Origin of the sequence: Emticicia sp. BO119 (assembly GCF_013912375.1) — a bacterium.
Taxonomy (GTDB): Bacteria; Bacteroidota; Bacteroidia; order Cytophagales; family Spirosomataceae; genus Emticicia.
The window spans coordinates 18358-33483 of the sequence record NZ_JACETV010000013.1; the positions used below are offsets into that span (position 1 = coordinate 18358).

At 38.6% G+C, this 15126-nt stretch carries 9 protein-coding genes; 3 read left to right on the forward strand and 6 right to left on the reverse strand.

What is annotated here, in order from left to right; all coding sequences use genetic code 11:
* Positions 1–53 precede the first annotated feature (53 nt).
* Together H1R81_RS26010 and H1R81_RS26015 are read right to left on the reverse strand one after the other, a co-directional pair.
* Entirely contained in the window at positions 54–2840 is a 2787-nt protein-coding gene (locus H1R81_RS26010) for an S-layer family protein (RefSeq protein WP_181843687.1), read from the reverse strand.
* 126 nt (positions 2841–2966) lie between these two features.
* Positions 2967–5765 carry an ATP-binding protein gene (locus H1R81_RS26015; protein WP_181843688.1) on the reverse strand — a complete coding sequence of 933 codons (2799 nt, stop codon included), beginning with the start codon at positions 5763–5765 and terminating at the stop codon, positions 2967–2969.
* 264 nt (positions 5766–6029) lie between these two features.
* On the opposite strand from H1R81_RS26015, the gene H1R81_RS26020 reads away from it, so the two are divergent.
* Positions 6030–6815, forward strand: coding sequence for an RluA family pseudouridine synthase (locus H1R81_RS26020; RefSeq protein WP_181843689.1), 786 nt, complete (start codon positions 6030–6032; stop codon positions 6813–6815).
* A 36-nt stretch (positions 6816–6851) separates the two neighbouring features.
* Here the strand turns inward: H1R81_RS26020 and H1R81_RS26025 are convergent, their stop codons facing one another.
* From H1R81_RS26025 to H1R81_RS26040, 4 genes are all read right to left on the reverse strand, one after another.
* Positions 6852–7754, reverse strand: a complete 903-nt coding sequence (locus H1R81_RS26025) for an EamA family transporter (RefSeq protein WP_229251229.1) — start codon at positions 7752–7754, stop codon at positions 6852–6854.
* 68 nt (positions 7755–7822) lie between these two features.
* Positions 7823–8242, reverse strand: a complete 420-nt coding sequence (locus H1R81_RS26030) for a Fur family transcriptional regulator (protein WP_181843691.1) — start codon at positions 8240–8242, stop codon at positions 7823–7825.
* Positions 8243–8335: 93 nt separating this feature from the next.
* On the reverse strand, positions 8336–10237 hold the full coding sequence (locus H1R81_RS26035) for an ABC transporter ATP-binding protein (protein ID WP_181843692.1): 1902 nt from the start codon (positions 10235–10237) through the stop codon (positions 8336–8338).
* A gap of 63 nt (positions 10238–10300) precedes the next feature.
* Positions 10301–11305 (reverse strand): gliding motility protein, encoded by a 1005-nt coding sequence (locus H1R81_RS26040; RefSeq protein ID WP_181843693.1) that lies wholly within the window; start codon positions 11303–11305, stop codon positions 10301–10303.
* Between the two features lie 109 nt (positions 11306–11414).
* Here H1R81_RS26040 and H1R81_RS26045 point away from each other — a divergent pair, with 109 nt between their 5' ends.
* Together H1R81_RS26045 and H1R81_RS26050 are read left to right on the forward strand one after the other, a co-directional pair.
* On the forward strand, positions 11415–12599 hold the full coding sequence (locus tag H1R81_RS26045; RefSeq protein WP_181843694.1) for a serine hydrolase: 1185 nt from the start codon (positions 11415–11417) through the stop codon (positions 12597–12599).
* A 323-nt stretch (positions 12600–12922) separates the two neighbouring features.
* Positions 12923–15061, forward strand: a complete 2139-nt coding sequence (locus H1R81_RS26050) for a peptidylprolyl isomerase (RefSeq protein ID WP_181843695.1) — start codon at positions 12923–12925, stop codon at positions 15059–15061.
* The last annotated feature ends 65 nt before the right edge of the window (positions 15062–15126 follow it).

Genomic DNA, 15126 nt, shown 5'->3' on the forward strand with positions numbered 1-15126 from the left:
CTGTTTGTTTAGTCATAAGCTAAACAAACAGGCTTCTTTAAAATAGATAAACTCTAATTACATGCCGCAATCGGCGTAGCCTTTGCTACAAATACTGCTCCTGTATTTGCCTCAAAACCTGCATCTAACGAAATACTATTATTGGCTAAGTATTGTACATTGGCAGTACTCAGTACCTTGTTGGTTGCCATAATAGTATTGGAAGAGGCATAAATAGCTGTACCGGATATAGAGGCACTAAGACTGATATTAGAGGAGACAGTTGATATTGTTATCTCAGCGGTTGCAACTCTTTCACTTTTACAATTGCCGGCTTCACAAGCACTATAATATATGATATTAGCTGCCGGAGATTGATTCAAGTTATTGCCTGTTCCTATGGCTGTCCCTCCTGTTGCCTGATTATACCAGGTTATAGTGCCTGTACTACATTGGGCCGATAAAGTCACGGTATTTCCCGGGCATATTACTGTTTTATTGACAGAAACATTAGTAGGAGCATTAGTAATAGTAGGCGCAGATTGACGTTCGTAGGCGCCAATATCTGCTATCCCATTACTATATGGACGGGGGGAGTTCGTAATATCACTTTCAAAAACATTGCTGTTGGTGCCTGTATTAATCCCTGGAGAACAACCAGTTAAAGATAGGCCATCGTCAGTACTGAAAAATTTATTATCTGCTCCGTCAATATCAGAAATATCTGTAAAAAACGGGTTTCCATCATAATTATTTCCACCGTCTGTGCCATAATTATCATTCCAGATACCACCGGCTCCTGAGTTTTGCAAAATCGAGTAACTGCTGGTGAGTGTTCCGCCGGATTTAGAAATATTGCCTCCGTTATAAGGAGTTTCATTCCAGATAATTGTATTAATAAAACTCACATCTCCGGCTTCAGTCCGGAAAGACTTGTAAGAGGTGCTGTAATTATTAACAATTGTAGTATTAGTAAACCGGATAGTTTTACCTGCCTGCATATTGGAAGAAATATTAACAGCCCCACCGTAATCTGAACTATTATTAAACATCACCACATTATCAACTAAAGTATGCCCTCTATGAATAAACATTCCGCCACCAAATTGTGCTCTGTTATTTAAGTAAAAGCTATTATTAATTTTTACGGTATCTGTTCCGTTTACATTATTATGATAAGTAGCGCCATACATACCATTATTGCCTATAAACACACAATTAGTAACAGTAGGGAAAGAAGCAGTTATATTAATGGCAGGGCCAAAAACTGTTGAAAGAGAACTGCTACCGACCGTTTGTTGTGGGTCGCCTGATACACCACTTTTACCTGCTGTAAAAGTGATACCGTCTATGCGGGTGGTTTTATCACAACCGATTACACCCAGCACATGGTATGAATTATTACCTTGTATATCAGTATAACTTTCGGCAATAAAATTCCCGTCTGTGTTGGTGTCATTATTATCAGCATCTCCCGAAAAAATAGTTCTGTTAGTTTTAAAATCACGCTGGTCAATTGAAGTTTCTGTCCCCGCAAAGCCTCCAAATAATTTGACCCCCGATTTCATATAAAAAATCTTGTGTCTTACATTAGCGGGGTTAGCATTCCCCGTGCCATCATATAAAGGAATATACACGCCGGTAGCTATCCAGACACTATCGCCACTGGCAGAGGCATTAATCATGGCCTGAATGTCATTTGTGGCATTGGCCCATGAAGTGCCATCGCCTGTGCCTGTTGCGCTTGTTTTTACATATCGGCGTGTAGGGGGTTTTACATAAGTAAAAGGTACCACAAAGGTACAGCTACCAAAACTGACTTTGGCATAAAGGATATAAGTGCCTGCGGCAAAATTGCCCGGCACAAAAGTATTGTTATTCTGTGTATAAGTTCCGGCTGAATTAGTGGCTGCAATATCAAGGAAAATACCATTGATAGTTGAACTCCCTGCTGAAGAAGAAATAGTAAAGATAGTGGTATTAGTAGCATTATTATTTATCCTGACTCTTCGGTTCGTAAAAGTTGGGTAAGAATTGGCAACCAATACGCCATTATTAGTAAAAGTACCATCATTATATAAATCTCCGCTTATCTGCAATTGACCGGCATTAGTAGTAGTAACACTGGCATTATTATAATAATCTCCGGTGATTTTTATTATCCCACAGGCATTGTTAGTAATGGTGCTGTTTGCTGTATAGGTTTCAATAGTTCCGGTTATATTAACAGTACCTGTGTTGGTGAGTTTTCCGGGGTTAAAGATGGCTCCGGTATGATCACCTGTTCCTGTTAAAGTAGCACCTGAATTATTGTTAAATCGGGCATCGGTATTACTGCTATGAATCACTTCTCTTCCGGAAGTCATAACAGCTCCGCCTGTCAGGTTATTAAATGTTCCCTGAGCTATATTGAGGGCAAAATTCAGTCCGCCACTAACCGTAACTGTTCCTGCATTATCAAGCGTTCCATTAGATTGCAGGCGTATAGTACCTGAGGTGCCATCAAAAGTTGCTTTAGCATTTGTTACATTGATGGTTCCATTGTTGGTAAGTGTTCCGCCATGTATAAGCAATGGTATATTATCATCAGAAGACAGTGTGAGTATAACACCATTGTTAATAGTTAGCCCGCTGTTAGCTATTGATAGTTTTACTGACCTGGCAGAAGCTGCGCTGCTAATAACAGGATTATTTGTAGTGGTATTGATTTCTACATCGTCAGAAGCCGTAGGAACACCCACGGGATTCCAGTTGCTGGCAGTATGCCAGTCGGTGGTAGTACCTGCCCATATTTTTGTTTGTGCAAATGAGTACCGGGCGTAGAAAAGACCCAATAGCAATAGTAATAAAATTTTCTTCATGTCAGACTTTTGATGGTATTAAGCTGGGAAATAATACATCAAAAATAGCCTTGCTACTTTACAGGGAGTTAGCACAAAATGGACATTCTTTTACTCATTTTGAACATGAAGAAAGTTTATTTGATCTTATTGACTATTAGCATATTCAGAGGGTGTAATTTCAAATTCTTCCTGAAATACCTTCGTGAAATAAGGAAGGCTCTCAAAACCTACCTGATAGGCAATGTCAGAGACCATCCCTGCTTTTTGTCTGAGGAGGTTAGCAGCTCTCTGCAATCGATATCTACGAATAAACTCTACGGCTGTCTGATTGGTTAATGCCTTAATTTTACGGCGTAGCTGAACAGTACTCATGGCCATTTCTCCTGCAAAACGGCCTAAGTCAAATTGGCTGTCTGAAAGATTTTTTTCAATTATAGCCTTGGCTTTCAGAAGAAACGCTTCATCAATAGAATTTACCTTGATTTCATCAGGTTTTAACTCAACCACCTCTTTGCCATACCATTTTTTGAGTTTTTCACGTATCAAAATAAGATTCCGTACCCTTACTAATATCTCCTCCTTATAAAAAGGTTTGGTAAGATAATCATCAGCCCCCAATTCCAGTCCCTCCATTCTGCTTTCTATATTGGCTTTGGCAGTAAGCATGATAATCGGGATATGGCTTGTTTTTTCATCAGATTTCAATACCTTACAAAATTCAAAACCATCCATCTCTGGCATCATCAAATCACTGATAATCAGGTTTGGGATTTTTTCAGTAGCTTTATCAATCCCCTCTTTACCATTTACAGCTTCAATAACCTGATACTCTTTTTCAAAGATGCTTTTGATGTAAGTCCTTATATCGTCATTATCATCAACTATCAATAATATATTCTCCTGCTCTCCGTTCAAAGGGTCAGTCATAGATTTAACATGATCATTTACTATTAAGCTTTGGGTAAGATTTTCAGAATGGTTATCAGTTTCTGAAACTTCTTCACTAATCACGTTCTTCCAGGTTTCTTTATCAACAGGCAATTTTATTATGAATGTAGTACCCTCATTTTCTTTACTTTCTATACTGATACTTCCTTTTAGCACATCTACTAATTCTTTAACCAGAGCCAGCCCAATACCAGTACCTTCAAATTTGCGGTTCTGAGAGCTGTCTACCTGATAGAAACGGTCAAAAATCTTATCTAATTTATCTTTTTTTATACCAATACCAGTGTCGCTGATAGCAATAGAGATGGTTTTAGAATTATAACTTTCTATTTTGGCAGTTACCTTACCCTCTTTTGCCGTGAACTTAAAGGCATTTGAAAGTAGGTTAGTAATAATTTTATCTAATTTATCTCTATCAATATAACCCCATATCTCTTCTTTTCCAACGGAGGTCTCAAATGCAATTTTCTGGCTTTCGGCTAATGAAGTAAATGAACTGGTAAGTGTGCGGAAATATTTACCGATATTCTGCCTGCTTACTTCAACCTTCATTTGCCCGGCTTCTAACTTGCTGATATCTAATAGCTGGTTAATCAATGTAAGAAGCCTTTGTGTATTACGCTGCATCAATGGCAATAGGTTTTCAAACGGATATTTTTGTTTCAGTTCCTGAATCGGCCCCAGAATCAGGGTAAGAGGTGTACGTAATTCGTGAGAGATATTAGCAAAGAATGTTGTTTTCAGGCTATCTAATTCTTTCAGACGGGCATTCTGTTCTAAATTGAAACCCAGCTGTTGTTCTGCAAGAATTTTATTCCTCTCGGCACTTCTGAATATCTGCCCCAGAAAAAAGACGAAAACAAAGTTTTCAGTAATAAATAGCAGAGAAGATAAGCGGAATAAAGGCTTATATTCAAGCCAGCCTAACAGCCGTGTGCAGATAAGCAGATAACTTATCATACCAAAAATGAATGGGATTGCATAATACTGGTGCGTAGGCAATTTCTTTATTAGACTATAGATATAAACTGTCAGAAAGTAAAATGAAGAAAAGACAATTAAATAAAGTCCGGTTTTGAGCCAATACCATTGATAATCCATAACTGCCAATATATCAATAGTAATAGCCGCAAAAATAAAAAAATAAGTAAGCATCTTATGCCATTTCGGAAGTTTATGCGTAGCAAAAGCTGCTAAAACAAGCAATGCGTTTGTGATGGTAACAGAATTATAAGAGAGAAAATCTATTTTTTTTGCTATATCAGGATTAGCCGTAAAAAGCGGCCCTGGGATATTCATTAAACCCCAGTAGGTAAATGTCTTAAAGACAGTATGCAAGGAATATATTCTGAAAATCGGAAGTTTGATGATAAAAATAGCCAGTATGACTACTAAGAAAAAACGAAAAAACAGAAGGCCATTAGTAAAGCTCTGCTCAATATAAGCATCTAAAGTTTTTTTGGTTAGCGATTCAGGCGAATGAATACTGATAGTACCATAATGCCCCCGTTGTGAGGTGATCTTAACGTAAATAATCTTTGAGGTATGTGGGGCTAATTCAAACGCGAAAGCCGGTTCTACCTCTAATAATTTTTTTTCTTTTTTGGTAATTAATCTGTATTCAGTATGTGTAAAATGTTGCTTTGTGCTATCTGAAATATAAAAATCAAGTTTTTCTACTAAAGGATTAAGCCATTGAAGCGTCCAGTGCTTATTCCTAACATTCTTATTCTCAATTTTCAACCTCACCCAATTAACATCGTTTGTATAGGGAAATATAAAGTAGTCATCTCCCAAAGGTCTGAAATTTTGTTTACGGATTTCTTCAAAAGATAGTTTAGCTGATGTATCTCTGAAAGTTTCTAAAGAAGAGGTTGGATGAAGCGGGGTTTTTGTTTGAGAATCTATAACAACAGGAGCCTGGGCATATCCATTGTTATTCATAACCACAACAGCAATAATACTTATAAAAGTAAATAGTTGTTTAAATTTCATGACACAATATATTAAAAATGCTAAGGTTTTTTCTTTTTGGTAATCTGGGTTGTTATGTCGGACTCTTAATTAGATTATAAATATAATTAACAGCAGAGAGAAGGAATGGTAACTTATGCAAATATATTAAATTAATGGCGTTAAAAAAAAGCGCATTGAATGAGCTGCTTAGATTCAGGTAAAAGGGTATGAGGTTCTTGTTTTGTCTTATTTTAAAATATAAAGTCTAACTTTGTATAAAATTTCATTATTCCCGTCTGCAATATGGATTACGAATTCGAGTTTCAGGAATTTCAGGAGACACCAAAAATAAAAACGACACCCAGGAATGTGGTTTTTGAAGATTTAATCATCTTTGAAAACAACGACTATATAGTAATTAATAAGCCCCCTTTTTTAGCGAGTCTTGACGAGCGCACACAAGACAAGCACCAGAGTATTCTGCGTTTAGCAAAAGGGTATTCAGATGACGCACAATTGTGCCACCGTTTGGACAAAGAAACGTCAGGAGTATTGGCTATTGCTAAAAATCCGGCAGCATACCGAAATCTGGCCATGCAGTTTGAAAACCGTGAGGTAACCAAACGATACCATGCTGTAGTGAATGGTGTGCATGATTTTGATAGCGTTTCGGTTTTCTTACCTATTGCTCAATTGAAAGATGGTACAGCTGTAAGAATTGACCGGGAAAAGGGAAAAATAGCAGAGACAATTTTTTTTACTTTGAAAGCCTATCGCTATCATACCCTTGTAGAATGTATTCCCATTACAGGCCGTATGCACCAGATTCGGGTACATTTACAATGTCTGAAGGCTCCTATTGTTTGTGACCCGACTTATGGCGGCGACGATATTTTCTTATCTCAGCTAAAAAGTAAGAAGTTTAACCTGAAAAAAGGCACTGAAGAATTACCGTTAATTAAAAGAGTGGCATTACATGCTCATTCGCTTACTTTCCGCTTATTAAATGGTGAAGTGGTCAAAATAGAAGCCCCTTACCCGAAAGATTTTGATGTGCTGGTAAAACAACTGGATAAGTTTACGGCATAGGTCTTGTACGGCGGTTCAAAAAATTGCGGTATAGCTCTATTCAATCGGAACAGTTTTTGAAGCTGGCTTTCGTCTACCTATTGTCATCAATATTACACCTGTTAATACAATAGAAGAAGCTATCAATGAACGGGTTGTCAGTAACTCACCTTTAAAAATCCAACCCAAAAAGAAAGCTACTACCGGATTGACATAGGCATAAGTGGCCGTTAATTGTGGTGGAGCATTATTTATTAGCCATAGATAAGCACTATAGCCCACATAAGAGCCGACTATAATCAGATAAAGGACTGCCATATAGGTTTCAAAAGTCATATTCCTGATGGCTTGCAGATGATTATCTTCAAATATCAGACTCATGGTTAAAGAAAAAATTCCTCCGGCAATCATTTGTATAGCCGTAGATTGCAGAGGTCTGGGTAATAATAAATAAGGAGATTTAAGAGACCCAAAAGCCCAGGCCACAGAGCCTGCAAAAACCAGCAGAGCCGGAAAAATAGCTACTTCCCGATTGGCAGTATTTGCCGGATTTGTGATATCCAACAAATAAACCATACCAAACAAACCTACAATTAATCCTACCAGACCAATCAGAGTCGGCTTGGTTTTGCTGAAAAACCAGAAGTCGAGCATAATCATCCAGGCGGGTAGAGTAGCTACCAGTAGGGCTACTAAGCCTGATGGCATAAATCGTAAGGCAAATGCCACTGCGCAATTGCCTATGCCACTCAACATTACACCAACAAGCACTGCACCACGAATCTGGGTCGCTTTGGGTATTCCATAGCCTTTCCAGAGTGTAAATATAAAAAGCAGAACTCCCCCAGTAAGAAAGCGTAAGCAGGAAACCATCATGGGTGGAAGCACTTCTATGGCATACTTCATACCTAAAAAGGTAGAGCCCCAGACCACATATACGAGGCCGAGTGCTATAATCAAATTGGTTTTATAAGACATTGATGGCTAAAAGTAGAAGAAACTCAAAATAACAGGGTCTAATACGAAACTTATGCTTTACAATTAGGACAAATGCCCTGCATCAGCATATTAATATCGGTCAGTTTGTAACCATCAGGCAAATTGATTTTCGGAATATGTACACTTTCAATACAGGTAGTATTACCACATACCAGACATTTAAAGTGCACATGGTCGTGGTGGTGTTCATCATGTGTACATTCCGTCGAACGGCAAAGCGCATACTTCGTGCCGCCTTCGTCGTCTAATACTTTATGGATAATACCTTTTTCGACAAAAGTTTTCAGTGTACGGTAAATCGTTACTCTGTCGAAACGCTCGCCGAATAGCGTTTCCAGATCTCCATGCGAAAGAGCATGGCTATAAGACTGGAACGACTGCAATATATCTTCCCGACAGCCCGTATGGCGTAAGTCGTATTCTTTTAGTGTATTTTTAGAGAAATTCATGACTTTTTACCTTTAAATTCATGAAAAGTAATGAAATACCATTTACCTCAATTTAAAACTTCTTTATGAATCAGATAGTATTTCAGATAATTATTATTCTACCAGCAAATTTACATTATCAAACTGTAATTTAACCATATTTGCATAAATTCCTTCTTCTTTCAGAATCAAATCATCGTGTGAGCCTGATTCTGCAATGGCTCCGTCTTTCAATACATAGATCGTATCTACATTGCGGATAGTTGCCAGCCGGTGCGCAATAATAATAGTTGTCCGGTTCTTCATTAACTCATCAAGTGCATCTTGTACCAGTTTTTCAGATTCAGAATCCAGTGCGCTGGTAGCCTCATCAAGAATCAGAATAGATGGGTCTTTCAGAATCGCACGGGCAATAGCAACTCGTTGTCTTTGTCCACCCGATAGCTTTACCCCTCGTTCCCCAACAACTGTTTCGAATTTCTCAGGAAAAGAAGTAATAAAGTCAAAAGCATTGGCTTTTCGTGCTGCTTCATACACTTCTGCTTCAGTAGAGCCGGGCTTGCCATAAGCAATGTTTTCATAGATACTGCCACCAAAAAGCATCACCTCCTGTGGTACTATAGCAATATTGCTTCTTAGTTCTGTTACATCCTGTTTCGCAATATCTTGCCCGTCAATTATTATCTTACCTTTGGTAAGCGGATACAGTTTCATTAATAATTGCACGAGTGTCGACTTCCCTGCACCGCTTTGGCCAACTAAAGCCACTTTTTCACCGGCTTTCACATCAATAGAAATATCTTTCAGAACCGTTACATCAGGTCTTGACGGATACACAAAGCCTACATTTTCAAATGCTACATTGCCTTGTGTTTTCTTAAACTCAAACGGACGACGCACATCTACTTCCGATTTCTCCTCTAAAATTTCTAATACCCTTTCAGAAGCACCAATCGTTTTTTGTATCTGGGCATACATATCTCCCAGGCCACCAACCGAACCACCAATAAAGCCTGTATAAATAATAAAGGTAAAAAGATCTTTGAAGTCTAATTCTCCACTCAATACCAGATTGCCACCATACCATACTACACCAACTACGCCGCCAAACAGCACAAAAATGATAAACGAGATAAAACCACCTCTGAAAGTGGCAGCTTTTAACGCATAATCAACCACACGCTGAATAGAAGTAGTATAACGATTAACCTCCAGACGCTCGTTAGTAAAGGCCTTTACGACATTAACCGATTGAAGCGTTTCTTCCACAATGATATTGGTCTTGGCTAATTCGTCCTGCACCTTTTTAGAGTTTCTTCTGATAAACCTTCCGAAAACTATAGCAGCTACTACCAGAAAAGGAAAAGTAGACAGCATAAAGAGAGTTAATTTGCCAGAGATAAGCGTAATTAATAAAACCCCACCAACCAATGTAAACACCTGACGGAATAACTCTGCTAATGTAATGGAAAGTACATCCTGCAATTGTGTAACATCAGAAGTAATGCGGCTCATTAATTCACCTACGCGGCTTTTTTCAAAAAAAGTGATAGGTAAAGTAATGATTTTGGTATAGAGTTCTTTCCGCAAATCACGCATTGATTGCTCTGATACACGCGTAAAAGTGTAGACCCTCAGGAATGAGAAAGCGGCTTGCAATATCAATAAAACAACAAAAAGAAAGGTTACTTCATTTAAAGTGAAATTAGGTGCCGAATGAAAAATATTCTGTAGTTTATCACCCATCACATTCATATTGCCCATAGGATTTGAATCGGGCAATGGAGTAGATTTATCTGGCGATACAATAGCACCCACCATTTGCCCCATCAGAAGCGGAATACTCATGGAAGTCAGTTGTGAAAGAATCAAAAAAATGAAGCCTATCACAAATGTCCATTTATAAGGTAAGGTAAATCTGAAAACTTTCAGGGCTTTTTTAAACCCTTCTGCACTTATTTTTTTCTTGTCTTTTTCTGAAGCCTCTTCTCCAAAACTTCGGTGTCTCTTTGCCATAGTAAGTATCCTCTTTATTTAAACATGAGGATTTTAAAATTAAATGGGTGCGAAGTAATACGGCTATTCTTCCGTTTGTCCTTTATATTTCGATTGCTCAAAAATCTCACGCGCATTGGCGTTTTGCATTAATTCTTCTAACGTAATCTTGGGGTTTTCGGTTCGATAACGGCTTACTATTCGCCAACCTAACCACTGGCCTATGCGTCCGGGGCAATCTGTACCTATTTCGGTTACATAGGGTCGTTCGCCTATATACTTGTCTTTGATTCTGTCATTGGTTTCATACAAGAGCTTATTATCAATAAAATGCGCCCATACCTGCCCCTGATTATGCCAGCTTTTTACAAGATTAGAGTCTGCATAAGCCATTACTAAAGAATCGGCTATATTCGGAATCACGGCTCTCGTAAATTCAAAGCTTTTGCCATAGAAAACCATATCGGCCAGTAATGTTCGGTCGTTTATATCAATCTTATTATACTTTCTCGATAAAAGCGTAACAACGGTCGGTACTATATAAGGTTTATCGTAGCGTCTTAACATATAATTAGGATGTTGCGGACGATACTTAGCTTTCGGGCCAATGAATGATTCTAAAGGGATTATTATCAGGCTATCGCTTACCACCAATTCATTATCAAGTGCGGCAAAAGTCGTAATGATTTTAGGTTCTTTAAAATCTGGATAATGATATTTGATATGCTTAAAGGCGCCCTCAAACTCTTTTTTTAAATCATCTAAATTGCCGAATTCCTCTTGTGTTTGCCTATATAATTCCTGAATCTCAGGATAATGAATCAGATAATCAAGTCTGCTGATAAGTGCCGTATCGTTGGCAGGAGTCTGGTAAAAAGTTTCAACAAAAGTGCGGTGTTTTTCTAAAAAACCTTTGATTTCCTCTTTCGTCTTCAATTGCATCAAAGGCTCCTCCAATCGCTCAATATTCACGCTGACTTTTACATTAGATACATCTACATCAGAGGCTTCGGTAGTTGATTCTGAACTTTGACAGGCATAAAAACAAGAAGAAATGAAACAGAAAAATCCGAGAATACGATATTTCATAAATAAAATGAGGTTTCTTCAAAAAACGCACAAAATTAGCTAATTATTTGTCTTGTATCACGTAGCTTCGCAAATTATAAGAAGTTTTTAATCTATTACTCCCTTTATCATGAAAAAGCACATCTTTAGCATTTTAACAGGTATCATGGCGTGTCTGTTTATTTCTTATGCACAGGCACAACAAACTGCTTATAGCAAAGAAGTACAGGAGAAAATTAAACAGGTAGAACAAAGCCTGTTTAATAGTAAACCTGCCGACAAACCTGATGCTCCCAGACAAAACTGGAAGCTTGACGAGCGTATGAACTATTATGGCGTATATGGTTTAAGCATAGCTGTTATTAAAGATTATAAAATAGAATGGGCAAAGGCATACGGATGGGCTGATATAGCCGAAAAACGACCAGTTACTATCGAAACACTTTTTCAGGCGGCCTCTCTCAGTAAATCATTAAATGCAGTAGGGGTATTGAAATTAGTTCAGAATAAAAAACTGGCACTTGATGCTGATATTAACACTTACCTCTCTTCATGGAAGTTTCCTTATGATGAAAAATCAAAAGATAAAAAAATCAATGTGGCAAATCTGCTTAGCCATTCAGCCGGATTGACGGTACATGGTTTTCCGGGTTATGAGGTAGGGGATAATCTTCCTACTATTCCACAAATATTAGATGGTAAAAAGCCTGCGAATACTTCTGCCGTCCGCTCACAGTTTGAACCAGGACTGAAAACGCAATATTCGGGTGGAGGTACTACCATCGCACAGTTAATGGTGATGGACATTACAAAAGTACCCTATGCTCAATATATGTGGAACAATGTGCTGAAACCTATGGGCATGTTGAATAGTACTTACGCACAGCCGCCAGTTAATAAGAAACCGAATCAACTGGCAACAGGATACAGAGCAAACAAGAACGAAATAAAAGGGAAGTATCATATCTATCCCGAACAAGCCGCAGCAGGCTTATGGACTAACCCAACCGATTTAGCCCATTACATTATCGAAACGCAATTATCTCTCGCAGGAAAATCCAATAAAGTGCTTTCACAGGAAATGACCAGGCTAAGATTGACTCCTTATTTTGATAAAAGTGCAGCTTTAGGTGTTTTTATTACGCAAAATGGTTCAGTAAAAACCTTTGGACATGGCGGAGCCAATGAGGGTTTCAGATGCCAGTACTATGGGAGTTTAGAGGGTGGCAATGGAGTAGTTGTCATGGTGAATTCTGACAACGGAGAAATTTTGCAGGAATTGATTAATAGTGTGGCGTTAGTCTATGGGTGGTAAACGTAGGCCTCTAAAGGAGGGGACTTTATTAAATGAATATTTTTAATAGTTACTCCAAATTATTGAAAATAAAGATTTTATAAAAAAATATTATAAGCCTTAATTAGGATAAAACAGTCTGTTTTAGAGCCAATTGAGGCTTTTTGTGACAGCTTGTGGTTCAAATGCTATAAAACTTGTTAAAAAACAGATAATCCTAATTGTATTTCTTTGATAATATGTATGAATCTATGTATTTTTGCGGTTCGTTTTTTTACAGGTTTTACCTTTTACCGATTATCACCTAAAAACACGGACTAAAATTCAGTATAAAATAAAAACTAATGGCTTTAATTAACAAAATTCGGGAGCGTTCGGGGATCGCAGTTGCAGTTATCGCAATTGCCCTTATTCTATTTATCGTTGGAGGAGATTTATTCTACGGAAATGGTGGAAATGGAGGCCTTTTTGGCGGTAACAAAAATAAAATTGGTGAAATCGCAGGCACAAGCATTGATGCACAGGCATTTCAGGCAAAATTAGATGTAGCACGTACCAATTACGAACAACAGGCAGGAAGAGCATTACAAGAACAAGAAGTGCAACAACTCCGCAATCAGGTTTGGGAGCAAATGATTTTTGATATTGCTTACAAAGAAGAATTTGAAAAATTAGGCTTAAAAGTAACTCCTGATGAATTACGTGAGATGATTCAAGGTACTAAAAACCTGAGCCCGATGATTAAACAACAGTTTACAGACCCTCAAACAGGGCAGTACGACCGTGATCGTCACATCGAATTCATTAACGCTGCGGCAAGTAACCAGTTGCCTGCTCCGCAAAAAATGGCTTGGGATCAGATTAAAGAAGGTGCCGTACAACAACGTTTGTTAGAAAAATATAACGCATTACTTTCTGCCTCAACTTTTGTAACTACAGCAGAAGCTAAAAAAGAATATGAAGGACAGGTAACCAAAGCAGATGCTAAATACTTGTACGTTCCGTATTTCAGCGTTAACGATACAACCGTTAAAGTAACTGACAGCCAGTTGTCTGACTACCTCAGCAAACATAGCAAAGAATACGTAGGTTACGATAGCCGCACGTTCGACTACGTGGTATATCAGGTGGCGCCAACCAAAGAAGATAGTGCCGCGCTTTATGACGACATTAAATCTTTTGCGAAAGGTTTAGCCGCGGCAACAGAAGCACAAGCCTATGCTACAGCTAATTCTGAAGTAAGAGTTCCTTTCGAGCGTTCAGCCAGCGAACTAAGTGCTGACTTAAAAACAGCTTTAGCTACGGCAATTCCAGGGGCAGTAATCGGGCCATTCAAAGAAGGCAATGTATATTCGATTCATAAATATGAAGGTACTACCACAGATACTGTTTATACAGCACGAGCAAGTCATATCCTGATCCCTGCTAATAAAGCAGCTCCTGATTCAGTAAAAGCTGCTGCCCGTAAACAGGCACAGGATTTATTAGATCAGTTGAAACAAGGTGCTGATTTCGCTACTCTGGCTCGTGCAAACAGCCAGGATGGTTCGGCTCAGCAAGGCGGAGATTTAGGTTTCTTCCCGCAAGGCAGAATGGTAAAACCGTTTAATGATGCGGTTTTTGGCATGAGCGGAACGGGCTTAATCCCGAACCTGGTAGAAACAGATTATGGATACCATATCATTAAAGTTACTGAGCCAAAAACGAATCTTAAATACAAAGTAGCCAGCATCAGCCGTGAATTACAGGCAAGTGAAGCTACACGTAATGCAATCTACCAGAGAGCTGAAACACTCCGGGCAAGTGCAGATTCTGACAAAGAATTTGAAGAAGCAGTAAAAAAAGACCCGAAACTGGTCATGTTGAAAGCTGAGAGAGTATTCCCTGATGCAGCCGCATTTAATACAATTCAGAATGCACGTGAAGTAGTATTGTGGGCATTTAATGACGATACTAAAGTAGGCTCGGTTTCAAACAGAGTTTTTGAGATAGGAGATAATTTCATAGTTGCGGCCATTAAATCGAAGTCAGATAAAGACGATCCTAAAGTAGATGATTTCAGAGATGCCTTGACGGCGAAGGTCCGTAATGAAATCAAAGCAGAACAAATCATGAAGAAATTAACAGGGGCAGCAGGAACATTGGAGCAAATTGCCGAGAAATATGGTGCAGGTGCCATTGTTGAAGCCGCTAACCAGATTAGTTTTGCGACAGGTTTATTGACTACTCCGGGTGTTGACCCGATTGCGATCGGTAAGATTTTCAGCCAGTCAGCAGGTAAACGTTCAAAACCATTTGTAGGCGAAAACGGTGTGTTCATTGTAGAAACTACTGCGCTTACGCCTGCGCCTGCTATTGCTGATTACTCTCAATACAAAACACAGGTAATGCAACGTGCCGGTGGCTTTGGTGCTTCTTACTTAGCTAATCAGGCTATCCGTGACAACGCCAATATCAAAGATAACAGAGCGAAATTCTTCTGATTTTATCAGACTTGAGCATAATAACAGAAACAGCAGCCCGAAAGGCTGCTGTTTCTGTTATATCA

What these genes read in the sequence shown, in the direction of transcription:
- H1R81_RS26010 (WP_181843687.1), bottom strand. Translation starts at nt 2,840, where the DNA reads ATGAAGAAAATTTTATTACTATTGCTATTGGGTCTTTTCTACGCCCGG.
- H1R81_RS26015 (WP_181843688.1), bottom strand. Translation starts at nt 5,765, where the DNA reads ATGAAATTTAAACAACTATTTACTTTTATAAGTATTATTGCTGTTGTG.
- H1R81_RS26020 (WP_181843689.1), top strand. Translation starts at nt 6,030, where the DNA reads ATGGATTACGAATTCGAGTTTCAGGAATTTCAGGAGACACCAAAAATA.
- H1R81_RS26030 (WP_181843691.1), bottom strand. Translation starts at nt 8,242, where the DNA reads ATGAATTTCTCTAAAAATACACTAAAAGAATACGACTTACGCCATACG.
- H1R81_RS26035 (WP_181843692.1), bottom strand. Translation starts at nt 10,237, where the DNA reads ATGGCAAAGAGACACCGAAGTTTTGGAGAAGAGGCTTCAGAAAAAGAC.
- H1R81_RS26040 (WP_181843693.1), bottom strand. Translation starts at nt 11,305, where the DNA reads ATGAAATATCGTATTCTCGGATTTTTCTGTTTCATTTCTTCTTGTTTT.
- H1R81_RS26045 (WP_181843694.1), top strand. Translation starts at nt 11,415, where the DNA reads ATGAAAAAGCACATCTTTAGCATTTTAACAGGTATCATGGCGTGTCTG.
- H1R81_RS26050 (WP_181843695.1), top strand. Translation starts at nt 12,923, where the DNA reads ATGGCTTTAATTAACAAAATTCGGGAGCGTTCGGGGATCGCAGTTGCA.